This window comes from Bifidobacterium scaligerum, assembly GCF_002802865.1.
Classification (GTDB): Bacteria; Actinomycetota; Actinomycetes; order Actinomycetales; family Bifidobacteriaceae; genus Bifidobacterium; species Bifidobacterium scaligerum.
In genome coordinates this window covers 404,212-430,265 of the sequence record NZ_PGLQ01000002.1, presented here as the reverse complement: position 1 = coordinate 430,265, position 26,054 = coordinate 404,212, and the positions used below count along the sequence as shown (strand labels likewise).

The window sequence follows — 26,054 nt, the reverse complement described above, 5'->3', positions numbered from 1 at the left end:
GCGTAACGAGCATCCGCTATGTCAGGATTGCCGGCCGAGCTTACTGCAGATTCCGTATCGTAACGATGTGATTCTCTGGCAACAAAAAGGCCGGCGGCCAGAACGACGCATGCGTATTGCATGAGCGCTGATCCTTGGCCGACGGCCTGAAGTTGCAATCCGGGTGATGATACGCAGTGCTGAAGTTCAGCCGCGGGCCTTGGCGTAGGCGGCATAGACCGCCTCGGTCGGCTCACCGGTCTCCACGCCCTCGATGTTGAGCTCCCATGCGGGCGGTTCTGCTTCGCCGGAAAGTACCCAAGCGGCCTGACGGGCAGCACCGATGGCCACATACTCGTCAGTGGCTGGACGAGTTACGTCCATGCCCAGAATCGAAGGAGCCAGCGTGCGGATGGCCACGGATTTGGCGCCGCCGCCGATCAGCAGAATGCGGCTGATCTGAGCGCCGAGAGAGCGGATGAGTTCCAAGCAGTCGCGCTGAGAGCACAACAGACCCTCCACGAACGCGCGCGCAAGGTTTTCCTTGGTGGTGTTGTGCAGCGTCAGACCGGTCAAGGAAGCGGTGGCATCCGGACGGTTCGGCGTGCGCTCGCCGTCGAAGTACGGCACCAGCGTGATGCCGCCTGCACCGGGCTCGGACTTGAAGGCCAGCTCGGCCAGCTCGTCATAATCCACGCCGAGAGCCGCGCGGCCGGCGTCCAAGATGCGCGAACCGTTGATCGTGCAGGCCAGCGGCAGGTAATGACCCGTGCAGTCGGCGAAGCCGGAGACGGCACCCGTGAGGTCGTACACCGGATTTTCGGCGATGGCGGCGGCCACGCCGGAAGTACCCAGTGAAATGGAAACATCGCCCACAGCCATGCCAAGGCCCAGTGAGGCCATGGCGTTGTCACCGCCGCCCGGGCCCAAGATGCAGCCGCCTTCGACATCCTTGCCGGCCACGGCGGGGCAGGCCTTTACCGCTGCGGACTCGGTGGGACCAAGCACGGTGGGCAGGATGATGGAGTCCGCATGAGCCTTGGCGGCTTCCTCGCCCTCTGCCGGGGTCAGAACCATGGCGATGAGATCGCGGCGGTACTCATCGTGAGCGGCGTCGTAGTAGATGGTGCCGGAAGCGTCGGAACGGTCGGTGAACAGGGCATCAAGATGGGCGTCCTCGCCTTCGGCCACCGGACCATAGCCGGCGATGCGCCAGCTCAACCAATCGTGGGGCAGGCAGATGGCGGCGATCTTCTTGGCGTTTTCAGGCTCGTTTTCCGCCACCCAAGCCACCTTGGTCAGCGTGTAGGAGGCCACGGGGGAGGAGCCGACGGCCTTGACCCAGCGCTGCTTGCCGCGGGCGGTCACATCCTCGGGTTCGTCACCCTCAGCCGGCGCTGCTCCCAGCTTGTCGATCAAGGCGGCGGCCTGCGGAGCGGAGCTAATGTCGTTCCAGAGCATGGCGTCGCGGATCACGTTGCCTTGCTTGTCCAGAATCACCATGCCGTGCTGCTGGCCGCCGACGGCAAGCGCGGCCACATCATCCAGGCCGCCGGCCTGTTCGGCTGCCTTCTGGAACGCTTCCCACCAGAATTCCGGATTGACGGATGTGCCGTCGGGGTGCTTGGCCTGACCGAAACGGACTTGTTCGCCCGTGGCGGCGTCGGTGATGCGGACCTTGGTGGATTGGGTTGACGTATCGACACCGGCAACCAGTACTCTTGTCATGCATTCCTCCTCGATGAGGGTCGCGCTCAATAATCACGGCGCGCCATAACCAATAAGTTAGACGATTAAACTATACTGTATTGCAACGTGCGATTGCAAACGGAAACACGCGAAGATGCGCATTCGGGTGCAGCTCGCGGGCGCTCGTTATTCCTAGGCGGAATGCTTTGAGAGCGCTCTCGGTCGCTTATACTGTCTACGACTCAAGGGAAGGTGAGGAGGTTGGGGAGGATGCCAAATCTGCGCAGAATCAATCAGGAGGATCTGCGTAACCATAATCTTTCGGTAACGCTCGACACCCTGTTGCGATCACAGAAGCCTATGAGCCGTGCCGATCTGGCCAAGGAAACCGGACTGACCAAGGCTACGCTTTCCCTGCTTGCCTCAATGCTGATTGACAGTGGCGTGGTATGCGAGGGAGACCCGGTAGTCTCCACAACCTATGGACGCCCCAGCACTCCGCTGCAGATACAGGGTGGCAATATTGCGGGCATCGGATTGCAGATCAATACGGATGGCTACGGGTGCTTGGCCCTTGACCTGAACGGCGACACGTTGGGGCGCGAATGGATCAGCGAGGACATGACCGGCACGGATCCTTATGAGATCTTCGCTAAACTTGATGCCATGACCTTCCCGTTGGAAAGCCGATTGAAGCGTCGCGGTTGTCGGGTTGTTGGCTCGGGATTGGCGTTGCCGGGCATCGTGACCGACGATATGTGGTTGTTGGTAGCCAGAAATCTCGGCTGGGAGAACGTGAATCTGACCCGTTTCAACGTGGTGCGACGCTTGGACGTGGTGGCCGGCAATGAGGCGAAGATGGCGGCCATCGCCCAGATTCCGGGTTATGCCACGCAACGGGCCAATTTCCTGAACGTGGTGGACCGCATGGATTCCTTCATCTATCTTTCCACGGATATCGGCATCGGCGGTGCAGTGGTGCGCGACGGCGAAGTGGTGATGGGATCGCACGGATTCGCCGGAGAAATCGGTCATCTGTCGGTGGCTATGGATGGGCCGCTGTGCAGTTGCGGACGCCATGGATGCCTTGAGGCGTTCGCCGGGCGTCGTGCGTTGGTCGAAGCGGCCGAAATCACCGAGGGGGCAGACGCGACCAGCAGCGAAGCCATCAATACATTCCTCAAACGGTGGAATGCCGGGGATCCGGTCGTGGCCCACGTGGTCGATCAGGCTGCGGACGCATTGGTGTCCGCCATTGCGTCCGCAGTGAATCTGGTGGATGTGGACACCGTGCTGCTCGGTGGTCTATGGGAGCATTTCGGCGATGAGCTGGCCAACGTGCTGTCCGGTCGTCTGCGCTCCGAAATTCTGGGCTATCCCAATGCCAAGATTCGCGTGTTCGTACCGCCGGTGGCTTCGCATCCCTCGCTCTATGGCGCGGCTGAGATGGGATTGCGGCGGTTTATCGACAGTCCTCTGACGTTCATGGAGTAGCGTTCATGGAGTGCTTGGGAAGGCAGTAGCGTGGCTTGTCTCGGCGGGTGAGCATGGGGTCGTGCTACACTTTGGCAAGTTGGCTGTTTCGCAGCGAACGTGGGGCCGTAGCTCAGTCGGTTAGAGCATGCGACTCATAATCGCCCGGTCCAGGGTTCAAGCCCCTGCGGCCCCACTTTTCTTGCCGGCGTATCTGAAACCTGAGACGGCTGCGTGTTTGTCCGGTCGATTATTGTCTGCGGAGTCCTCGGCGAATCAGGCGATGCCATTCGTATGGACTCTCGCCGGGAATGATGGCTTTGGCAGTCCAGACGCGAGAGTACACTTCCAAAAGTTCCGGTTCACGTCTGCCATAGGGGCATGACGACCCGGGTCCCCCGAATCCATAGGAGACAATAATGAAGCAGGGTATTCATCCTGATTACCACCCCGTTGAGGTGACGTGCTCGTGCGGCAACACCTTCGTGACCCGCACTGCTGGCAAGGAAGATCACATGTTCGTTGACGTGTGCTCCCAGTGCCACCCGTTCTACACCGGCAAGCAGAAGATTCTCGACACCGGTGGCCGTGTTGCTCGCTTCGAGCGTCGCTACGGCAAGAAGAGCAAGTAGCATACTTCACGCCAGTCCAGTCCGGCTCGGCGCGTTTTCGCGCGCCCAATACCGGTGGGACTGGCGTTTTTGTATTCATTTCCCCTCAATTTCTTTCGTTTTTTTCAATGTCAACCATGGAAGGAATCGTCATGGCAGACGAACAGTTCCCCGCGGCGGCTACCGCGCTTGAGGAATACGAATCGATCGAGCAGCAGATGGCCAGCCCTGAAATCGTGTCCAATCCGGACAAACTGCGTAAGCTGGGTCGTCGCCATGCCGAACTTGGCTCCATTGTCAGCGCATATAAGGACTATCTGCAAGTCAAGGATGATCTGGAAGCGGCACGCGAAATGGCCGCTGAAGACGAAGACTTCGCCGAAGAGGCCAAACGTCTTGAAGCTGAGCTGCCGACGGTGGAAGACAAGCTGCGCACTGCACTGATTCCGCGTGATCCGGATGACGCGCGCGACACCATCATGGAGATCAAGGCCGGAACCGGTGGCGAGGAGGCCGCGCTGTTCGCCGGCGACCTGCTGCGCATGTATACGCGTTATGCAGAGAAGCGAGGCTGGAACGTCGTCGTCCAATCCGAGAACACCACCGAACTTGGCGGCGTGAAGGATGTGCAGATCGCCATTCGCGCCAAGGGCACACCCGCCCCGGAAGATGGCGTGTGGGCGTCGATGAAGTATGAGGGTGGCGTGCACCGCGTGCAGCGCGTGCCGGTCACCGAATCGCAGGGACGTATCCAGACCTCCGCCGCCGGTGTGATCGTCTTCCCGGAAGCCGACGAAGACGACGATGAGATCGAGATCGATCCAAAGGATCTGAAGATCGATATCTTCATGAGTTCCGGTCCTGGCGGCCAGTCGGTGAACACCACGTATTCCGCCGTGCGTATGACCCATATCCCCACTGGCATTGTGGTGAGCATGCAGGATGAGAAATCGCAGATTCAGAATCGTGCCGCCGCTCTGCGCGTGCTGAAGAGCCGTCTGCTTGCCATGAAACATGAGCAGGAAGCCGCAGAAGCCGCTGATATGCGTCACTCGCAGGTGCGATCGCTGGATCGTTCTGAACGAATCCGTACCTATAACTTCCCGGAGAATCGTATCGTCGATCACCGTACGAATTACAAGGCGTACAACTTGGATGCCGTACTTGATGGCGATCTGCAGGCCGTCATCGATTCGGATATCCAGGCCGATGAGGCCGAGCGTCTGGCAAACCAGCAGTAAAACGGTACCGTAACTGTTCGGCCGGGGCTGGCTGGGACATGTAATGCTCGACACACTCAAGGCCGTTCGGCCAAGCTTACGGTCGAACATCACATGTCCCAGCCAACCCCTCTTTACGTCGATATGTTACGTTGCGGCCGAATGAGGAAAATGATGACCGTAATTGATGCGATTCGCTTGGCATCGGCGCGATTGCGCGAGGCTGGTATCGAAACTCCTGAACATGATGCGAAACTGCTGCTGGCCGAAGCGGCCGGGGCGGAACTGCGCGATGTGGATAAGGCCATACTCATGGGTAGCGCGCTTGAGTATGACGAGACGCGATTCCAAGGCATGGTGAATCGTCGTGTTAAGCGTGAACCGTTGCAATATATCGTGGGACATGCGCCGTTCAGATATTTGGATTTGCAAGTCGGCTCTGGCGTGTTTATTCCGCGCCCTGAAACCGAAACCGTGGTTCAGGCAGGATTGGATTGGATAACCCAGCATGGGCTTATGCATCCACGTGTAGTCGATCTGTGTGCCGGTTCAGGCGCGATTGGACTTGCCGTGGTCACCGAAGTGCCGGGGAGTCAGGTATGGGCTGTGGAATTGTCCCCTCGTACAGCGGAATGGACGCAAAGGAACTTGGCGCATACGGCCAAGCAATATCCTTCCATCGCTTCAAATTATCAGCTGGAAATAGGCGATGCCACATCGCTGGTCACGCTGGCCCAGCTTGACGGTACGGTGGACATGGTGATTACCAATCCGCCGTATGTACCTGAAACCGATGTTCCCGAACAGCCGGAAGTGCGTGACTGGGATCCTGAGCTTGCCTTGTACGGCGGCTCGGCGGACGGCACGTTGATTCCCGAGCGCATTATCGAGCGTGCCTATCGACTGTTGAGGTCCGGCGGCGCGCTCGTCATGGAGCATGACATCACACAAGGCGATCGACTGGTGGCCTATGCACGGGCCACCGGATTCGTCAACGCTGCAACCGGTAAGGATTGGACCGGCCGAGACCGGTATCTCTTCGCGGAAAGATAGTCGCTTCCATATGATTTGTGGGATGCAATCGCATTATCGCCTGGACTGCAATTGCATCCCACAATTATTCTTTAGCGCGAACGGTCACTGCGCGTAATACTGCAAAGCTGATGCATCCTTATCAGTGATTTCGCGAATCGGACGTGCAGGATTGCCTACGGCGACGGTGTGAGGCGGGATGTCGCGAGTCACTACCGACCCGGCACCGATCACGCAACCTTCGCCGATGGTCACGCCTCCGATTACCGTCACATTGCCGCCAAACCAGCAGTTCGAGCCGATCACAATCGGCTTGCCGTATTCGTAGTCGTACATCGAACCATCCGGGGCTTGACGTACGTTACGATCCTGCCAACGCAGCGGATGCATTGGCGGCAGCAGAGAGACGTTCGGGCCGAACAGCACGTCGTCGCCGATGGTGACCGGGGCGCAGTCAAGCACGGTGAAATTGAAATTGGCGAACACGCGGTCACCGATGGTGGTGTGGCATCCGTAATCGAAGAAAACCGGACCGAGAATATCAAGGTTCTTGCCGTGCCCGGGCAGCAGTTCGTCGAGAATGGCGGTACGGGTGTCATGATCGGCACGTGAGGTGGCGTTGAATCGGGTGCACAGATCGGCGGACTTATCTCGCAAAGCAGTGAGCTCCGGATCAGCGGGATTGTAAAGACGTCCGGCGAGCATCTCTTCGCGCTCGCTGGTCCGTGGACGGCGCAGTTCGACAGGTGGAAGCTCGGTGATACGGACGGTCGGGTTCACCGATGTCGCAAGGTTTGTGGAGCTTGCGACATTGTGAGAGTCGGTTGGGCTGATGGTGGCGTCGGTGACGTCGCTCATGATGGATCCTCCATGATCTAACGGAACAAACAGGCTTCATTGTAGTAACCGGTAGCGTGATACGCAGGCGAGTCCATCGTCAACCTGCCATTGGTTTTGCCGTTGGCGATGCGGTTGGCCAACTCATGATGTGAATTGTGTCGCTGCCTTCCACCGTCCGGGCGCAATGGTGCAATGATAGATTGTGATGGAACAAGCGAACGGAGATGACATGGGCATAGAACGTGGATCAGTGCTGAAAGTCACGGACGCATCGCTGACCGAGGCTGCGCGCATCATTCATGAGGGCGGTCTAGTGGTTATTCCTACGGATACGGTATACGGCATCGCCTGCGATCCGCGTAATCGGGAGGCGATAGCGCGCATCTACCAGCTCAAACGACGTCCGCGGTATAAGGCGTTGCAGGTGCTGCTGGCTTCGGTCGAACAACTTGACGAGCTTGGCCTTGAACTTCCTTCGCCGTTGAATCGTTTGGCGGCGGCGTTCCTGCCGGGCGCTTTTTCGCCGATTGCCGTGGCCGGGGCCGATTGTACGTTGGCCACCGTCGCTGATGCCGGCGATGGACGACCGGGGACACAAGGCGTGCGAATCCCCAACTCGGCACTGACGCTTGCGATTCTCAAGGCAACCGGTCCTCTGGCGGCTTCCAGCGCCAACCGTTCCGGAGAAGAAAGCGCTCAGACCGTCGAAGAGGCGTTTCAGGCGTTCGGTACGGACGTGGATCTGTACTTGGATGGCGGGGCCACGCAAGGACATGTGTCCAGCACCGTCGTCAAAGCCGATCCATATGGCCGTGACGGCATTGAAATCCTACGTGAGGGAATCATCTCACAAACCACGATTCGCAAAGCCCTTCACCTTAATGGCGGAGGACTGGGCGCATGAGAATCTACCTACTGATTGCAGCCATTGCAGGAGGCGTCACCTGGCTGGTGACCCCGCTGATTCGCCACGTCGCCATTGAGATCGGCGCTGTAGGCGAGGTCCGTGCACGAGACGTGCATACGATTCCGACCCCGCGTATGGGCGGACTTGGCATGCTGATCGGTTTTACCGTAGCTACGATTATCGCAAGCCGGTTGCCGTTCCTCGCGGGCCTATTTGAAGACAACTACCAGATGTGGGTGATTCTCGCCGGTGGCATCATGATCAGCCTGTTGGGCATGGCGGACGATCTATGGGATCTGGACTGGATGCTCAAACTCGCCGGACAGCTCCTGATCTCAGTGTTCGTGGCGTGGGGCGGATTACAGATCATCTCGTTGCCTCTCGGTGATTCGCTGGTCACAGCCAGCCCGAGCCTGTCCATGGCCATCACCGCTTTCCTGATCGTGGCATCGATCAACGCAGTGAATTTCGTGGACGGTCTTGACGGTCTGGCTTCCGGAATCGTGGCGATCGGCGGCATCGCATTCGCCGCATATTCATATATGATCGCCCGATCCTCGCCGAGTTACGCTTCCCTGGCCACGATGATCGAGGTGATGATGGTGGGCGTGTGCGTGGGCTTCATCCTGCATAACTGGCATCCGGCGAAACTGTTCATGGGCGACTCCGGCTCCATGCTGCTCGGCTATCTCATTACCTGCGCCTCGATCGTGATGACCGGGCGACTTGACCCGGCTTCAATTCACACCAGCATCTATCTGCCGGTGTTCATGCCGATTCTCCTGCCGATTCTCGTATTGTTCCTGCCGGTGCTGGATATGTGCTTGGCGATTGTTCGGCGTTTGGCCAAAGGCCAGTCGCCTATGCACCCGGACCGCATGCACTTGCATCACCGCATGCTGAAAATCGGGCACTCAGTACGTGGTGCCGTGCTGATTCTCTGGGGCTGGGCGGCCCTGATCGCTTTTGGATCGCTGACGATTCTGTTCTTCAGGGCACGGTATGTGGCGTTGGGCATGCTCATCGCTGTCGTGCTGTTGACGGCCGCTACCATGTACCCGTATCTGCGCCACCGTATTCCGGAGATCCGTGCGGAGAACCTGATTAGCGAGGCGGCTCGGCAGCAAGCGAAGCATGTTTCGGGCGAGGCTTTGGAAGCGGCCATGGGCGAAGATACGCGAGAGACTCCGAAACAGCCTGCGGAAGGGGCTCGGGAAAAGGTTTCGGACGAAAAGCATCAAACACAGGTGTCGTGAAGGTCAGCGCATATTCATATAGTGTTTACATGGCTACAAACCTTGATGAATTGAACGCCCAGTCGGCGTACGCCCCCCTTCCCCCGATTTTCGCCAAGCTCGGCCTTGCCTATGACGATGTGCTGCTGCTGCCGAACGAGACGGATGTCATCCCCTCCGAAGTGGACACCACCACTCATCTGACTCGTAAGATTACGATGAAGGCCCCGGTGCTCTCCGCCGCTATGGATACGGTGACCGAGTCCGAGATGGCCATCGCCATGGCCCGCAACGGTGGTATCGGCGTGCTGCACCGCAATCTGTCCATCGATGATCAGGCCGCTCAGGTCGATGTGGTTAAGCGCTCCGAATCCGGTATGATCACCGATCCGCTGACCGTGAACCCTGAGGTCACGCTGGCCGATCTCGACAAGCTGTGCGGCAAGTTCCATATCTCCGGCCTGCCGGTTGTGGACAAGGAAAACAAGCTCGTCGGCATTATCACCAACCGCGACATGCGCTTCATCGCCTCCGAGGATTACGACACCCTCAAGGTCAAGGACGTGATGACCAAGGAGAACCTGGTCACCGGCCCGTCCAACATCTCCAAGGATGACGCCCACCGTCTGCTCGCCCAGCACAAGGTCGAGAAGCTGCCGCTGGTCGATGCCGAAGGCCACCTGACCGGTTTGATCACCGTGAAGGACTTCGTCAAGACCGAGCAGTACCCGGATGCCACCAAGGATGAGCAGGGGCGTCTGCGCGTTGCCGCCGGCGTTGGCTTCCTCGGTGACGCTTGGCAGCGTGCCTCCGCGCTGATGGAGGCCGGTGTGGACGTGCTCGTGGTCGACACCGCCAACGGTGAGGCCCGTCTGGCTCTCGACATGATCTCCCGCCTGAAGCATGATTCCGCTTTCGACGGCGTGCAGATCATCGGCGGCAACGTGGGCACCCGTTCCGGCGCTCAGGCCATGATCGATGCTGGCGCCGACGCGGTGAAGGTCGGCATTGGACCCGGCTCCATCTGCACCACTCGTGTGGTTGCCGGTGTTGGCGTGCCGCAGCTCACCGCTGTGTATGAGGCCGCTCAGGCCTGCCGCGCTGCTGGCGTTCCGTGCATCGCCGATGGTGGTATCCACTACTCCGGCGATATCGCCAAGGCGCTGGTCGCCGGTGCCTCCTCCGTGATGCTCGGCGGTACGCTCGCTGGTTGCGAGGAAGCTCCGGGTGAAAAGGTGCTCCTGCACGGCAAGCAGTACAAGCTCTACCGTGGCATGGGCTCCTTGGGTGCCATGGCTCCGCGTGGCAAGAAGTCCTACTCCAAGGACCGTTACTTCCAGGCTGACGTGACTTCCAATGAGAAGGTCGTGCCGGAAGGCGTGGAAGGCGAGGTGCCGTATCGTGGACCGCTGAACGCCGTGCTCTATCAGATGCTCGGCGGTCTGCACCAGTCCATGTTCTACATCGGTGCCCACAACATCGGCGAGATGGCCGAGAAGGGCCGCTTCATTCGTATCACCGATGCCGGTCTGCGTGAATCTCATCCGCACGACATCGTGATGACCGCCGAGGCACCGAACTACTCCGGTTTCCACAACAACTGATCTGATTCCTGACCTGTCTGATTGCTGAACAGGTCAGGGACTGGTCACTTTCGAGAGGGTCCGCATATGCGGACCCTTTTTTCATGCATGGAGCCCCTTTGTATATGCGGGCGCGGATGTGCAGAATCCTAACATTGGTTGCACTGTGCTGCATTCCAGGGGAATGCAGCGCACTTACAGTGTGCGCTGCGCCACATATCGGGGAATGTAGTCGTTCTGCGGGAATGGTTCTTGAAGTGTCTTTGAGGTGAATATGCACTGATTGTGGTGCAATACGGGGAATTGTCGGGGGTATGTGATGTTTGCCCGAAAGTATCGATCCGGTTCGATGTGCGGTTGCTCACATTGACGGCAACGTCGCTGGTTTCGGCTGTTCAAGCGAGTTCACTTTTTGTCGGGTGTTTGTACATGTTGGCCTCCATAGCCTTGTAAACGGTTGTGAGTTTGGGGATGGGAGGAAAACGGTTATGAGCCGTATTGCTGAAATGAATTGGGGAATCAAGCTTCTTGCCGCAAGTATTGCGGCGGGAACGCTGACTACGCTGGCCTTTGGTGTTGTGAATCCAGTCGCGCAGGCGGCAGACAGTGATGTCGTGTTCAGTGAGGTATGCGCGGATAACGGGTGCGGTGCGAATGGCTATTCGACTGACTGGGTTGAGATTTATAACAAAGGCTCGCAGACCATTGACCTGACCGGTTGGACGGTCACCGATGATAAGGGTAACACCGCCGCCACGCTGAGCGGCTACATCGCACCCGGCACGTATCGCACGTTCGATGCGGATGGGCTTGGAGACAAAGGCGATTCGGTGACTCTGAGCGGCAGTGGTGATTCATACCAATGGACGAAGAAAGCTGGTGCCGACGAAACCTGGCAACGTGACAAGGGCACCGGGTCATGGAAGAAGAGTTCACCTTCGCCGACAGATAATGGTAATCAGCAAGGTGGTGGCAGTGAAGGTGGTAATACCGGCATCCCGTCGACTGCGGCTCAGCTGCAGGATTGGCCTGGTCCGAAGGAGACCGAGGCCCTTGATGCAGTGGACGAGTATGGTCAGGGTGGCGGTTCAACCAAAGGCGATCATCAGGATGGCAATCTGTCCGGTTTGGCTTATGAACCGAGTATGGATGGCGGGCCAGGCACTTTGTGGGCTATCGACAATGATTTGAACCCCACGATGGATAGCACCGAATTCAAGGGGCCGGGTGCCATCAGCAAATGGGTGCCAAGGGATGATTACAGTGCGACCAATCCCGCGTGGCAGCAGGACCCCAACAATAATTGGACGTTCCAGGTCGGTGGAGAAACTCATGGCGGCAAGCAATTGCGCTACCCAGGCGTCACCAAGAGCAGTGATTTGGACTCGTCGTCCCCTACTCGCCAGTCTGGTCCGGATACCGAAGGCATCACGTTGGTGCGTAATGCCACGGACGGCCATAAGTATGCGTTCGCCGCAGCTGAACGTGATAACGGCGAAGAGAAGGTCTCCTACAGCGGCAATAGCGATCAGAAGCCGAAGAACGTGCCCCGCTATTCGATCCTCGTCTACGATCTCGATAACGCGGAGCGCGCGAAGACGAATCTTCGTGATCAAGCGGGCGATAACGCTACCGGCGCGAAGACCGATGTGGCCGATGACCTGACCGCCGTTCACGAATACCAGTTCAACGATCAGCTCAGCAGCAAGTATGGGGTGGATGTGCGTTTCGGCGATGAACTGTCGGTCAAGGACAAGAACGCAAACCTTGGTTTCGAAGGTGTCACGTTCCTGCCGGACTCGTATCTTGTCGCTCACCAATACCAGATTGATGGCAGCGCGTACACGCCGAGCGGCACCGCTCACTACGGTGGTCTGTTCCTTGCTGGTCTCGAACAGAACGGGAACATGTATCTGATGGAGTTGGACGAGAACGGCACCGGCAACATTGTGCAGGAGATCAAACTGCCGCAGTCCGCTCGTGAGGCGTTGCAGATCGCAGCTGACGGCAAGACCTACGGCAAGGCGATGACAGTGGCCGACCTCTTCTATGATTCCGCGCACGACCGGGTCGTGTTCTCTTGTGACAACACGTGCGGCGGTGTGGGCCTCACCGCTGATGGCAAGGATTATCAGGCCGGAGGTATGAGCAAGGTGGCCTACATGACCATCCAGAACGGTGCGTTCACCGTCACTGACGTGTATAAGACTCCTGAAGGTTTGAATGGTACGTACAACATTCAGCCGATGAACGCTGAAGGATTTGCCATGTCGTCTGACGCGGAGAAGATCAAAGGCTCCGACCTCAAGCAGCGTGAACCTTATAAGAGCGCTTCCGATGTGGATCCGGACAAATGGTACAAGCCCGTCTACTGGACGGATGATGGCGTTGGCTCTGAGCAAGGTGTGGTCACTAGCGCGAATGCGCAGGCTGGTCACTCCCTGTACCGTGGCTACATCGAGGTGCCGGTGCCGAACCCGGATACGCCGACCAGCATTGTGGACATCCCTGTCACCAAAACATGGAAAGCTAAAGACGGTTCGGTCACTACGCCAGTCAAGGGCACCACGGTTAGTGTGACTCTCGCCCAAGATCCGAGCTCAGGCAATGATGGCCGAACCGTAGGCAAACTCACCCTTACCGACGGATCCGCGACGCAGTCTGACACGAGCGATGATTGGAAGGGACAGTTCTCGAATGTCGAAGTAGGCCACGAGTACAAGATCACCGAAACGGTAACCAAACCAAATGGCGACACAATCAATTGGACGACGACAATCGAGACCACGGCACGTGCGGGGCAGACACAGGATGACGACAATGACAATAATCCTGCCACGTTCGTCATCAAGAGTGTGAACGGTGCACCCGGCGCTATCGAAATCACGAACGAGTCGGATCAGACGCCGACCAAACCATCGCCGACCGCAGCCTCGTATGAGGTGCCCTTCACCAAAACCGTCAAGGGCCTCGATACCGCTGGGCCTTTCAATTTCAGTCTGACCAAGGCGACGGATGAAACCAAGGATGTCCAATTTGGCAGCACCGCCGTTGCAACCCAGGTCAACGGCACGATAACTGACAAGTTCACGATGGATGCCGGCACAAAACAGGCTTCGCATACCGCGAAGTTCGCCGCCGTCACATTCAAGGAATCCGGCGTTTATCATCTGACCGCTTCTGAGACATCGACCACCACCGCCAAAGGATGGGCATACGACAACACGCCCAAAGACGTGTGCGTGGTGGTGGTACTTGATTCCACAGCGAACAAGCTCACGGCCTCCGGCCTCGCAGTCTATGACAAGACTTCAGGCTGCAGCACGACGATAGATGATGCACTCACTGCGTCTGGCCCAACGTTCACCAACGTGTATCAGGCTTCGATCCCGCCTGCGGGCGGTCAGGAGGCCAATCTCGCGGTCACGAAGATCATCCCGCAATTCCAAGCACCTGCATGGAGCGGCGACACGATGGGCGCGAAGGCAATCGGCAACGGCTTTACCTTCACCGTGCAACAGACTGACAAGGACTTCACCGCCGATGCTAAGGATGCTGACGCCAAGCTGCCCGATAGCGCGCACTGCACGCCTATTAGCGGCAAGGCTACGGCTTGCACGGTGAGCGTGAACGCAGATTCCTCGCCGACCACCGACTATAAAGGCAAGACAGCACCGCTCGGTACGATCAACTTCGACAAGACCGGGATCTGGTACTACACGGTAAGCGAAAACGCGAGAAGTGACATCGACACGTTCAGTTACTCGCCGGCAGTGTACCACGTGACCATCGCAGTGAGCGATGATGCGGTGACGAACACGTTGAAGGCAGCGACCACCATCGACCGTGTGACCGGCGACACCGGCAACACGGCGGCAAACGGCATCACTGGCAAGGCGATGGTGTTCACGAACGAATACGTCAAGCCGATCGACAAATTGCCATTTACCGGTGCGGCGGGCACGAACATGCTCGCTGGATTGCTTGCCGGCTGCGCGTTCTTCGCCGGAGGTCTGGCCATAGGCCGCTCCGATCTGGGACGTAAACGTCATCAACCGCTCGGTATCTGAATCTTCCGTTCTTCGGTTCTTCTTTTCACTATCCCACGTGATGGGTCGGCTGTTCCGACCCGACCCTAGCGTGAGCCTACCCAATTCTTCCGGGGACCTGAACCCGGAACCGAACATCAACGGTCTGCATAACGCGGATGGGGGATGTCCGTGCAGTCGGAATAATCAGGCCCTCTTCGGAGGAACATCAACCACTCCCACTAAGGAGAGAAAACATGAAGGGAACCTTCACTAAGACACTTGCCGCCGGTGTGGCCGCCATCGCCACACTTGCCGGACTGGCGTTCGGGACTGGCATGGCCAACGCCGCACCGGTCGAGCAGGCAGAGGGCAGCATCAAGCTGACCGGTTCCGAGGCACAGCTTGCCGGCCGACAGTTCGACGTCTACAAGATCGCCGACTACAAGCTGGACGGCACGACCATCACCGGCGTGACCACCGACGCCACCAACAAAGCCGCCGTAGATGCCGCCGTCAAGGCCACCGTCACCGACAACGGCTTCTTCGACGGCATCGGCAATGCCGATGTACTCGACTATGCGATCAACCAAGGCAAGCTTCCGGCCGATTCCGCTGCCGCTCGTACCCTCGCCGACAAGCTCGCCGCAGCCACCGCTGCCGATGCCAACCCGGCACTGACCAAGGTCAGCACGGACGATCCGACGTTTACCATCGACGCTGCCTCCGCTCAGGCCGGTGCCTACACATACACGCCTGAGGATCCCGGTCTCTACCTGTTCAAGGACGTGACCGCCACCGCCGGTGCGCATGCCACTACGTCGAGTGCCATCCTGGTGGGCACCAAGACCGCCAATGACCAGTTCGGAGCCGGCACCATCGCCATCAAGAACTCCGCCGCCAACAAGCCGGCCAAGACCATCAGCGCCGGCGCTACCGATGGCTCGGTCGCCAAAGGCGCCACGCTGACCTACCAGGTCACCTACACGGCCACCAAGGACGCTCCGAACAGCTTCGCCTTCGCCGATACCCCGAGTGCCGGTCTGACCGTTCCGGCTGACACCACGCTCACCGTGACCGACCAGACTGACAACAAGGTTGTCTTCACCGACACCACCGACTACACCGTCGCCACGGTCGTTAACGGCAAGGCCGGTGCCCTGCCGCTCACCGGTAATGGCACCGACCAGCTGACCGTCAACTTCACCGCCGACGGTCTCAAGAAGATCAAGGCCAACCACGTGATCGTCCTGTCCTACACCGCTAAGGTGAACGACACAGTCGTTACCGACCCGATCAGCAACACCGTCACCGTCACCGATAACGGTGCTACCTCCGAAGGCGACACCGTCAAGGTTCAGGAAGGAGCTTTCACCTTCAAGAAGGTCGGCATCGCCGAAGCCGATAAGAACGGACTCATCGGCGCGACCTTCAGCCTGTATGCCTCCGCCGCCGACGCGAACGCCAACAATGGCAAGGGCCAGAACGTTATCGCCGCCGCCACTTCGAATGATCAGGGCACTGTGAAGTTCGATGGCCTTGCTGCCGGTACCTACTATGTCAAGGAAACCGGTACCCCCAACGGTTATCTTGCTGCCTACCAGCCCGGTTTCAAGGTGACCCTCACCGCCACCCAGGCAGACAAGAACGCCAACGTGATCTTTACCGCCCAGTTCGCCAAGGACAACGACCTCGCCGACTACGGTCTGGCCAAGGACAACAACGGCACCTGGACGGTTACCAACATTCAGCGCAAGGATCAGCTGCCTAACACCGGTGCTGCTGGCATCGCAATGTTCATTGCTCTCGGTGCGCTCCTGATCGGCGGTGGTACGGCCATCGTGATCAAGTCGCGCAAGAGCATCGCTCGCATCGCCTGATATTACCCCGATGAGGAGTCCGAAAGGATGAGGACTTCTTCATTGCGTGAGGGATTCCGGTGGATTGGTGATAAGCCTGTCCACCGGAATCCCCATATCCATTTCGTTCCGCCACATACTGTTTCAAGGATCATCATGACGACCGCCATCGTTGCAACGGGCTCAATGCCCACGTTCCACGAGCTCATCCTCGGGCTGGACAATGAAACCATGCGGCTCAAGACCGCGTATCGAAACGCACGCCGTCGGTCGACACTCCTATTGGCGTTCGGGTTGACCGTTATCCTCGCAGGTTTAGGAGCAATCGGATATCCAATCATTTTGCGGGTTCAATCCAGCGTTCGCGACGATCAGGTCGTCGCCCGTACTGAACGTACCGTTAACGACTGGCCCTATCCTCAAGCCGAAGACGAGATCAAAGCCGCACAGCTCTACAATCAGCGACTTGCCGGCGACCATAATCGTACCCTTGGGGAAGCGACTGACCCGTTCTCCAGCGCACCCGGTATCACTTCAACGAACAACGGCAACAACGCCTCCGCTCGTGATGATGAATACATGAGCCTGCTCGATGCCGGCGACAACATCATGGGATCCATCCTCATTCCCAAAATCAGCGTCAACCTCCCTATTTATCACGGCACCAGCGACGCTGCCCTTGCGGCCGGGTCGGGGCACTTATACGGAACAAGCCTTCCTGTTGGCGGACCGTCCACCCACAGTGTGCTCACCGGGCACCGTGGACTGGTGCAGGCCATGATGTTCACCCGACTTGACGAGCTCAAGATCGGCGATACGTTCTACATCAAAGTCATGGGTGAACAACTCGGCTACAAAATCGACCGGATCAGCGTCATCGAACCCAATGATCTGAGCCAATTCACGATCAAACCTGGTGAAGACCGTGTAACCCTTATGACTTGCACACCCTATGGCGTTAACACGCATCGGCTCCTTGTCTCCGGTATTCGCGCTGCCATTCCCGGACAGATTCCGGAACCCGCGCACGGTCAACATGATCCACGCACCATCATGCTTTGGAGTCTTACGGGTGCATGCAGCACCGCAATCATCGGCACTGCTATCGTCCGCCGTCGCAATCAAGTCATGCCAATCCGGCATCGCGCGAAATAGGCCACAACAAGTTCGCCAATTGTTTTTTGCGGAACGTGTCAGGGCTGATTCGCCTCGATTACCTTCGAGAGGATCCGCTTATGCGGGCCCTTTTTTGCGTGTATAGAGCCTCTCTAGCACTTTTCGCGCGAATAGTGCGCAAATTGGGGCTTGAAGGGGGCTTTTCGAGACTTTTCGCGCGAAAAGTGTGCGGACGGAAGACCGGGAAAGCAGTAAAAGCAGTATGTATGTGCCGCGGTATAGTCTGAACTGTTCTTATCTCATGGGAGAAATACGAAAAGAGGCATGGGCATGGTAGATAGCCATGATGCAGAAACCTACAGCGCCAAGGATTCACGGCTGATCTGGATCGACTGTGAAATGACTGGACTGGATATCTTCGGCGGCGACGAGCTGGTCGAGGTGTCCGTGGTTCCCACCGACTTTGACCTGAACGTGCTGGATGAGGGCGTGGACTTCATCATCAAGCCGAGCCAGAAGGCCGTGGATCACATGAACGACTTCGTGCGCAACATGCACACCCGCTCCGGCCTGATCAACGAATGGGAGCACGGCCTGAGCCTTGAGGAAGCTGAACAGAAGGTCACCGAATATGTGCTTCGCTTCACTCCGGAAGGCGTCAAGCCGTTGCTTGCCGGTAATACCATCGGCTCTGACAAGAAGTTCCTCGACCACTACATGCCGAATCTGATGAGCCATTTGCACTACCGCAGCGTGGATGTCAGTACGTTCAAGGAACTTGCCCGCCGCTGGTATCCGGCCGTGTACGAGAACCGTCCGCCTAAGAACGGCGGCCATCGTGCGCTCGCGGACATCATCGAGTCGCTGGATGAGCTGCGGTATTATCGCAAGGCGTTCATGGCACCGGTGCCTGGTCCGAGCGAGGCTGAAGCCAAAGCCATCTCCGCGCAAATCGTGGCCAGCAGTTTGCTGAATAAGTAAATGCTCCGCAGCGAGTCATTCTCAATAAGACTTACTAAGACTTATTGAGTCTTACTGAGAAGTGTGCGAGGAATGCTGTGTAGAAAACGAACATTGGGATCGTCATTGCGTGAATCCCATGCACGCTTCTCTTAATGAGAATCATTCGCTGCGGTAGAAAGACTTGACAATTATGCGTCAAAGCGAAGCCCTAGCTATTTTGAACGCCGGAGCCAACGTCTTCCTGACCGGTGCTCCCGGCGCGGGCAAGACATATACGCTCAACGAGTTCATTCATCAAGCTCGCGCCGACGGTGCCGAGGTGGCTGTCACCGCGTCTACGGGCATCGCTTCCACGCATATCAACGGCCAAACCATACATTCATGGAGTGGTGTGGGAGTCGCCACCAGTTTGACCGCCAATCTGTTGAAGCTCATCAAAACTCGCCGTCGGCGCAAGATTCAAGCTACTGACATACTGGTGATCGACGAGGTCTCCATGTTGCACGCTTGGCTGTTCGATATGGTGGATCAGGTCTGCCGCCTAGTGCGTCATGATCCTCGCCCGTTCGGGGGAATCCAAGTGGTGCTCTCCGGCGATTTCTTCCAGCTGCCTCCCGTCTCCGTGTCAGGACGCAACAATGATCTGATCGCACCGACTCCGGAATTTGTTGTCGCCCGTGAACGCTACGCCAAGGCAGGACGCAATCCCGAAGGATTTGTCACTGAATCGTTGGTGTGGGACGAGCTCAATCCCGCCGTGTGCTACCTGACTGAACAGCACCGTCAGGATACTGGTGATCTGCTGACTGTGCTTACCGATATTCGAGCCGGTGGCGTGACCCAGCGTGACCGCGAAGTACTACTGACTCGTTTGGGCAAGACTCCTGCAGTTGATCAGGTCGCCGTACATCTGTTCCCCGTGAATCGGCAGGCTGATGGCCTTAACGATTTGCGTCTGAGCCAGATTGCCCTTGAAGAGCATGAGTTCCACGCTGAAACCGCGGGGCCGGTCGATCTGGTGGATCGGCTGAAGAAAAACATGCTCGCTCCGCAACGGTTAGTGCTGAAAACTGGAGCGGCAGTGATGGCGCTTCGCAACGATTCGGACCATCAGTTCGTCAACGGTTCGCTTGGCACTGTGCGTGGTTTTGCTCCGGAAGCCAAAGGCGGCTGGCCGATCGTGGAGTTCGAGAACGGCAATATCGTTACGATGAAACCAGCCACATGGGAGATGATGGACGGCGATACGGTGCTTGCCTCCGTCTCTCAGGTGCCGCTTCGATGCGCGTGGGCCATCACCATTCACAAGTCGCAGGGCATGACGCTTGACCGTGCGGTCATGGATCTGTGTCGGACCTTCGCGCCTGGCATGGGGTACGTGGCGTTGTCCCGCGTGGAATCGTTGGACGGACTATACCTGGCCGGTGGCAACGAGCGCATGTTCTTGGTCTCGCCGGATGCGGTGATGCTCGACGGTGACCTGCGTGAAGCATCAGACGCCGCCAGCGATCAACTTAGCGCTGACGGTGCTGCCGCCTTCAAGCCGTCCGCCACCGCACTGGACAATACCGACGATGATTTTGCTCAAGAGGCGTTGTTCTGATTAACGCGTGCATTATGAGAATACGGATATTCGAGGTATACTAATGACGCTAATTCTCAGTAAGGGTGGACTCGATAGCCACCTTGAATGCTCAGCAGGTAACTGCTAGGGGCGAGCTTAATAAGCTCGCCCTGTTTCATATAGTTACAATGCATACAACGATGTTGTGCAAGTAGCTATGGTGCGAAAGGGTTCTAGGTGTCGCATAAACGGTACAGGATTGGAATGGATGTGGGCCTGAATTCGGTGGGCCTTGCCGCTATAGAAGTATCCGATGAGGATATGCCGATGCGTGTACTGAATGCGCAGAGCGTTATTCATGACGGAGGTGTTGATCCGCAGAAAAACAAAGAAGCAATTACTCGCAAGAGTATTTCAGGTGTCGCTCGGCGTACTAGGCGTATGCGTCGCAGGAGGCGTGAACGCCTTCATCGGCTTGATATGTTGCTGAACAAGCTGAAGTATCCCATTATCGAACCGGATACTTTGGATAAGCCGTTTGAGGAATGGCATGTGAGATCTGAACTGGCTTCACGGTATATCGAAGATGATGCGCTGCGACGTGAAAACATTTCCATTGCTGTGAGGCATATTGCACGTCATCGTGGCTGGCGTAATCCTTACCGCCAGGTGGATTCCCTGCTGAATGATAATCCGTATTCAAAGCAGTATGCAGAGTTGAGGGAGAAAGCTCAGCTCTATGTCGGTGCGGTAGATGGCGGCAGCCTGACTCCCGCGCAACTCGTAGTTGCCATGTTGGATGCTGGGTATGCTGAAGCACCTCGACTACGCTGGCGGACCGGCTCGAAGAAGCCTGATGCAGAGGGCTATCTGCCGGTGCGATTGATGCAGGAAGATAATGCCAATGAGCTGAAACAGATTTTTACAGTACAGAGGATTCCGCGAGATGAATGGGTTCCTTTATTCCGCAGCGTGTTTTATGCGGTATCGCCCAAGGGTTCAGCGGAACAACGGGTCGGTAAGGATCCTTTGGCTCCGAGCCAGCCGCGAGCGTTGAAAGCTTCATTGGCATTCCAGCAATACCGTATTGCCAACGTTATTACTAACTTGAGAATCAAGGATGGTTCCGCTGACCCACGTAAGCTGACTGTTGAAGAAAAACAAAGCATTTTTGACCAGCTGATTTCGCTGTCTTCGGAGGATATAACTTGGTCGGATTTATGCGATTTTATGGAGATAAAGCGTAGCCAGCTTAAGGGTGTGGGGACGCTTACTGAGGATGGAGACGAACGTATCTCCAGCCGGCCTCCGCGAATGACTTCTCCGCAACGGATCTACAGTGCTGATAAAAAGATCCGCAAGCCGTTGGTTGCTTGGTGGAAAAACGCTTCGGAAGACGAACAAGAGGCGATGATTAGACTGTTGTCTAACACGGTAGACATTGATAACGTTCGTGAAGACGTAGCATATGCAGCGGCAATTGACTTTATCAACGGCCTTGACGATGAGGCGTTGACCAAGCTCGATTCCATTGATCTTCCCTCTGGACGAGCGGCATATAGCGTGGACACTTTGCAGAAGTTGACCCATCAGATGTTGACGACTGGTGATGATTTGCATGAGGCGCGCAAGACGCTGTTCCATGTTACAGATACATGGCGTCCACCGGCAGCCCCGATTGGAGAACCTCTAGGTAACCCAGCGGTTGATCGTGTGCTGAAAATAGTGAATCGGTACCTTGTCAATTGTCAACGCCGTTGGGGCAATCCTGTCTCAGTGAATATTGAGCATGTTCGTTCGTCATTCTCATCAGTTGCTTTTGCCCGTAAGGATAAGCGCGAGTATGAGAAGAACAATGAGCGTAGATCCGTGTTCCGTGACTCACTGGCGGAGCAGCTTCGTACGGATGAAAAAAGAGAAACAGTCCGTGAGTCGGATTTGCGCAGGTTGGAAGCCATCCAACGGCAAAATGGGCAGTGCCTGTATTGCGGAAGGACTATCACTTTCAGCACTTGTGAAATGGATCATATCGTGCCAAGGAAAGGCGTTGGCTCCACCAATACGAGAACGAACTTGGCGGCGGTGTGCGCTGAATGCAACCGTATGAAAACGAATATTCCATTCGCAGTCTGGGCTCGTACCGAGGATGCCCGGCAGCGTGGCGTAAGCCTTGCCGAGGCCAAAAAACGTGTGGTGATGTTTACGTTTAATCCCAAGTCGTATGCTCCTCGGGAGGTGAAAGCGTTCAAACAGGCGGTAATCGCACGCCTCACGCAAACCGAGGACGATGCTGCAATCGATAATCGTTCTATTGAATCTGTGGCGTGGATGGCTGATGAGCTGCATCGTCGTATTGATTGGTATTTCAACTCTCGGAAGTACTTGAATTCAGTTTCGGCGGCTGATGATTTGGACGGCAACAAGGGCGAAACCGCGGTATCGGTATTCCAAGGACGCGTCACTGCTGCGGCTAGGCGTGCAGCCGGTATTGAAGGAAAGATTCACTTCATCGGTCAACAGGCGAAGACTCGTTTGGATCGCAGACACCATGCGGTTGATGCTTCGGTGATTGCGCTGATGAATGTTGGAGCTGCTCAAACGTTGATGGAACGTGAATCTTTGCGGGAATCACAACGTTTAGTGGGCCGTCTGATGCCGGGAGAACGCTCGTGGAAGGAATATCCGTACGAGGGAACTACACGATATGGTTCGTTCCATCGATGGCTGGATGGCATGAATGGACTATTGGATTTGTTGAATGATGCGCTGGACGGTGATCGCATTGTCGTGATGCAACCGCAGCGTTATACATTAGGCAATTCTATTGCTCATGATGCGACCATCCATCCACTGGAAAAGGTGACATTGGGCTCGGCTATGGAGGTAGAGCTTATCAAGCGTGCTTCGATACCTGCACTATGGTGTGCGTTGACAAGGCTGCCTGGTTTTGATGAAAAGACAGGGCTTCCAGAAGATGCGAACCGTAGTATTTGTGTGAATGGTCTCCACTATGGCGCAGATGATGAGGTTGGGTTCTTTGCCTCGACTGCAGCGCAAATCGCTGTGCAGCAAGGGTCCGCTGAAATTGGTTCTGCGATTCATCACGCACGGGTGTACCGATGCTGGAAGACCGGTGCCAAGGGTGTGCGCAAGTACTTCTACGGCATGATTCGTGTATTCCAGGCTGATTTACTCCATGCCCGGACCGAGGATTTGTTTACTGTTCCGTTGCTGCCGCAGTCCATTTCGATGCGCTATGGTGAGGCTAGGGTTGTGCAAGCGGTGCAAAGCGGCAACGCACAGTACTTGGGTTCTCTGGTTGTTGGCGATGAGATTGAGATGGATTTTTCTGAATCAGATGCCGGCGGTCAAATCGGCGAGTATCTTCAGTTCTTCTCACAATTAAATGGTGGGGATATTGCCGGAACTCATTGGGTGGTAGATGGATTCTTCTCTAATTCCAGATTAAGACTGCATCCACGGTATATAGCATCTGAAGGAATGAGCAAATCTTTTGCTGATTTGTCAGTTCCAGATGGTGTACAAAAAATCGTGGCTGGACAGGGATGGCTTCCTTCAGTGAATGTTGTTGCTGAAACTGCAATTCGCACTGTACGACGAAATGCTTTCGGCGAGCTTAGATTCTCCGCGAAGAGCCACATGCCTTGCTCGTGGCGATGGAAGCATGAGTAATCATGCAGAACCAGTGGCGCGTAATCGACTGCACCGATCTTGACGGCTCCGTTTCCTACGAGCGTGGGAGAATGAGAGTCGTCAAGAGCGATACAGGAGAGTGTGTAAATGTGCCGCTGGCACAAATTGCGGTAGTACTGCTCGGCTTACATGTGCGATGCTCAGCTGCCGTGTTGCATGAGATGGCTCGGTATGGTGTATCAGTCATGTTATGCGATTGGCGAGGCGTGCCGGATGCGGCGTTGCATGCATGGACCGATTTGCCGACCACGGTCACTGCTCGGCAGTTGGCGCAATCGAGTATGTCGCTTCCTCGCAAGAAAAGCGCATGGGCGCGCATTGTGCAGATGAAAATACGCGGTCAGGCAGCTTGTCTTGATGCTGTTGGTCTTGACGGTGGGGGATTGTTGCGAGGCATAGCAGCTTCGGTGCGTTCCGGGGATCCTTCTAATAGTGAGGGGCATGCGGCACGTGAGTACTGGAAGCGCATGTTTCCATCGGACGAGGAGTTCAGAAGGGTTCCCGGGCAAGGCTATGGCAGAAATGCCCAGTTGGATTATGCGTACATGGTTCTGAGAGGATTCGCAATTAAAGCAGTGGTGTCCGCTGGATTGATACCTTCGCTTGGCGTGAACCATCATGGGCGGGGCAATTACTTCTGTCTTGCCGATGATTTGCTGGAAGTGTATCGGCCCGCAATCGATTACAGGGTCTCATTGCTGAGCGAAGAGAATTCATTGCAAGAGAAACCGGTAAAGAAGTATCTGGTTGATGCAGTGAATCAGCAATTCAATGGTTCTGGTCTTACGATACCAAGTTCTTTGAACGACTTTGCTCAGCAGTTCGGCTTGTATTGCGAGGGCAAGATAGATCGTTTGCCAGTGCCTGAATATGTGGGTGAATCATGAAGCGTGATGAGGACAGTGGCGGTATGTGGTGCTTGGTGATGTTTGACCTGCCGGTGAAAACAAAACGGCAACGGTATGCAGCGACTGTGTTCAGAAATATGTTGCTTGATATGGGCTACGGCATGGTGCAATATTCCGTGTATGTGCGGTACACGCCTACGCAAGCAGGTAATAGGTCTACGGTCAAAATGATTAAAGACAATTTACCTGCCAACGGATTGGTAAGAATTCTGCATATTAGTGATCACCAATGGTCGACTGCAGCGCGTTTTTCTTCTGGAAAACGCGAAACAAGCGAGGAAACGCCGGATTTCCTAACGCTTTTTTGATTGTAGAAAACCAAGAAAACGTTGAAAAATAGCCCTTCTTGATAATATATCAAGCTTATCAAGAAGGGTGAATGCTAATTCCCAGCCACCCGTTCGAACTGGTAGTCGTCGAGGCAAGCTTATCAAGAAGGGTGAATGCTAATTCCCAGCTCAGGCAATACCTGCTCAGCCACGTTTACAAGCTTATCAAGAAGGGTGAATGCTAATTCCCAGCGCAAATGACGACACGCTGGCACTTGCCACAAGCTTATCAAGAAGGGTGAATGCTAATTCCCAGCGCCGTCCGGCTGCTGCTGCATTCAAACCCAAGCTTATCAAGAAGGGTGAATGCTAATTCCCAGCCAATGAGGCTTGCGCGGCTTTTCGCTCCCAAGCTTATCAAGAAGGGTGAATGCTAATTCCCAGCCAGTGTCGCTGCCATATGGGGTGCGTATCAAGCTTATCAAGAAGGGTGAATGCTAATTCCCAGCACCTCCATTGCACACGTGCTTATGCAGTCAAGCTTATCAAGAAGGGTGAATGCTAATTCCCAGCTCGCTTGTAGATTGGTGGCGTTCGCGCAACAAGCTTATCAAGAAGGGTGAATGCTAATTCCCAGCCAATGAGGCTTGCGCGGCTTTTCGCTCCCAAGCTTATCAAGAAGGGTGAATGCTAATTCCCAGCCAGTGTCGCTGCCATATGGGGTGCGTATCAAGCTTATCAAGAAGGGTGAATGCTAATTCCCAGCACCTCCATTGCACACGTGCTTATGCAGTCAAGCTTATCAAGAAGGGTGAATGCTAATTCCCAGCTCGCTTGTAGATTGGTGGCGTTCGCGCAACAAGCTTATCAAGAAGGGTGAATGCTAATTCCCAGCAGCGTCACGAATGGCAACGGGTGTCATCCAAGCTTATCAAGAAGGGTGAATGCTAATTCCCAGCGAGGGGTTTGTGATGCGCGGTACGTAAACAAGCTTATCAAGAAGGGTGAATGCTAATTCCCAGCCTCGGTCATTGGTTGTTCCTTTTCGTTGCAAGCTTATCAAG

General features: G+C 56.2%; 17 protein-coding genes, 1 tRNA gene and 1 CRISPR repeat array. Of the genes, 16 read left to right on the top strand and 2 right to left on the bottom strand.

What is annotated here, in order from left to right:
* Nucleotides 1–186: 186 nt before the first annotated feature.
* Nucleotides 187–1,707, bottom strand: coding sequence for a xylulokinase (locus tag CUU80_RS04890; RefSeq protein ID WP_100496222.1), 1,521 nt, complete (start codon nucleotides 1,705–1,707; stop codon nucleotides 187–189).
* 231 nt (nucleotides 1,708–1,938) lie between these two features.
* Between CUU80_RS04890 and CUU80_RS04885 the strand changes: the two genes are divergently transcribed.
* The 5 genes from CUU80_RS04885 (at nucleotide 1,939) to prmC (ending at nucleotide 6,025) form a co-directional block, all read left to right on the top strand.
* Entirely contained in the window at nucleotides 1,939–3,162 is a 1,224-nt protein-coding gene (locus tag CUU80_RS04885; protein WP_100496221.1) for an ROK family transcriptional regulator, read from the top strand.
* A gap of 101 nt (nucleotides 3,163–3,263) precedes the next feature.
* Nucleotides 3,264–3,337: transfer RNA gene (locus CUU80_RS04880), tRNA-Ile, on the top strand.
* Between the two features lie 223 nt (nucleotides 3,338–3,560).
* Complete coding sequence (rpmE, locus tag CUU80_RS04875; protein WP_100496220.1) at nucleotides 3,561–3,773, top strand: 50S ribosomal protein L31; 213 nt, start codon at nucleotides 3,561–3,563, stop codon at nucleotides 3,771–3,773.
* 131 nt (nucleotides 3,774–3,904) lie between these two features.
* Complete coding sequence (prfA, locus tag CUU80_RS04870) at nucleotides 3,905–4,993, top strand: peptide chain release factor 1 (RefSeq protein WP_100496219.1); 1,089 nt, start codon at nucleotides 3,905–3,907, stop codon at nucleotides 4,991–4,993.
* A 153-nt stretch (nucleotides 4,994–5,146) separates the two neighbouring features.
* Nucleotides 5,147–6,025: a peptide chain release factor N(5)-glutamine methyltransferase gene (prmC, locus tag CUU80_RS04865; protein ID WP_100496218.1), complete on the top strand. Its 879-nt coding sequence runs from the start codon at nucleotides 5,147–5,149 to the stop codon at nucleotides 6,023–6,025.
* A gap of 84 nt (nucleotides 6,026–6,109) precedes the next feature.
* Here prmC and CUU80_RS04860 read toward each other — a convergent pair whose 3' ends face one another.
* A complete protein-coding gene (locus CUU80_RS04860; RefSeq protein ID WP_207760088.1) occupies nucleotides 6,110–6,709 on the bottom strand; it encodes a sugar O-acetyltransferase in 600 nt (199 codons plus the stop codon).
* A 340-nt stretch (nucleotides 6,710–7,049) separates the two neighbouring features.
* On the opposite strand from CUU80_RS04860, the gene CUU80_RS04855 reads away from it, so the two are divergent.
* The 11 genes from CUU80_RS04855 (at nucleotide 7,050) to cas2 (ending at nucleotide 25,029) form a co-directional block, all read left to right on the top strand.
* The gene (locus CUU80_RS04855; protein ID WP_439329969.1) at nucleotides 7,050–7,748 is read left to right on the top strand and encodes an L-threonylcarbamoyladenylate synthase; all 699 of its coding nucleotides are present in this window, start codon (nucleotides 7,050–7,052) and stop codon (nucleotides 7,746–7,748) included.
* The gene (locus CUU80_RS04850; protein ID WP_243388645.1) at nucleotides 7,745–9,007 is read left to right on the top strand and encodes an MraY family glycosyltransferase; all 1,263 of its coding nucleotides are present in this window, start codon (nucleotides 7,745–7,747) and stop codon (nucleotides 9,005–9,007) included. Before CUU80_RS04855 ends, CUU80_RS04850 begins: the two co-directional genes overlap by 4 nt.
* 29 nt (nucleotides 9,008–9,036) lie before the next feature.
* Nucleotides 9,037–10,590: an IMP dehydrogenase gene (guaB, locus tag CUU80_RS04845; RefSeq protein ID WP_100496216.1), complete on the top strand. Its 1,554-nt coding sequence runs from the start codon at nucleotides 9,037–9,039 to the stop codon at nucleotides 10,588–10,590.
* Nucleotides 10,591–11,057: 467 nt separating this feature from the next.
* Nucleotides 11,058–14,639: a lamin tail domain-containing protein gene (locus tag CUU80_RS04840; protein ID WP_100496215.1), complete on the top strand. Its 3,582-nt coding sequence runs from the start codon at nucleotides 11,058–11,060 to the stop codon at nucleotides 14,637–14,639.
* Nucleotides 14,640–14,854: 215 nt separating this feature from the next.
* Nucleotides 14,855–16,477, top strand: a complete 1,623-nt coding sequence (locus tag CUU80_RS04835) for a SpaH/EbpB family LPXTG-anchored major pilin (RefSeq protein ID WP_100496214.1) — start codon at nucleotides 14,855–14,857, stop codon at nucleotides 16,475–16,477.
* A gap of 135 nt (nucleotides 16,478–16,612) precedes the next feature.
* Nucleotides 16,613–17,611, top strand: a complete 999-nt coding sequence (locus CUU80_RS04830) for a class C sortase (protein WP_207760082.1) — start codon at nucleotides 16,613–16,615, stop codon at nucleotides 17,609–17,611.
* Between the two features lie 291 nt (nucleotides 17,612–17,902).
* Nucleotides 17,903–18,553, top strand: a complete 651-nt coding sequence (gene orn, locus CUU80_RS04825) for an oligoribonuclease (RefSeq protein WP_100496405.1) — start codon at nucleotides 17,903–17,905, stop codon at nucleotides 18,551–18,553.
* 172 nt (nucleotides 18,554–18,725) lie between these two features.
* Entirely contained in the window at nucleotides 18,726–20,138 is a 1,413-nt protein-coding gene (locus CUU80_RS04820) for a DEAD/DEAH box helicase (RefSeq protein WP_100496213.1), read from the top strand.
* Between the two features lie 225 nt (nucleotides 20,139–20,363).
* On the top strand, nucleotides 20,364–23,792 hold the full coding sequence (gene cas9, locus CUU80_RS04815; protein ID WP_243388644.1) for a type II CRISPR RNA-guided endonuclease Cas9: 3,429 nt from the start codon (nucleotides 20,364–20,366) through the stop codon (nucleotides 23,790–23,792).
* A gap of 2 nt (nucleotides 23,793–23,794) precedes the next feature.
* Entirely contained in the window at nucleotides 23,795–24,700 is a 906-nt protein-coding gene (cas1, locus tag CUU80_RS04810; protein WP_100496212.1) for a type II CRISPR-associated endonuclease Cas1, read from the top strand.
* Nucleotides 24,697–25,029, top strand: coding sequence for a CRISPR-associated endonuclease Cas2 (gene cas2 / locus CUU80_RS04805; protein WP_100496211.1), 333 nt, complete (start codon nucleotides 24,697–24,699; stop codon nucleotides 25,027–25,029). Before cas1 ends, cas2 begins: the two co-directional genes overlap by 4 nt.
* A gap of 50 nt (nucleotides 25,030–25,079) precedes the next feature.
* A CRISPR array of direct repeats spans nucleotides 25,080–26,013; the repeat unit is 36 nt; unit sequence CAAGCTTATCAAGAAGGGTGAATGCTAATTCCCAGC.
* Nucleotides 26,014–26,054: the final 41 nt, after the last annotated feature.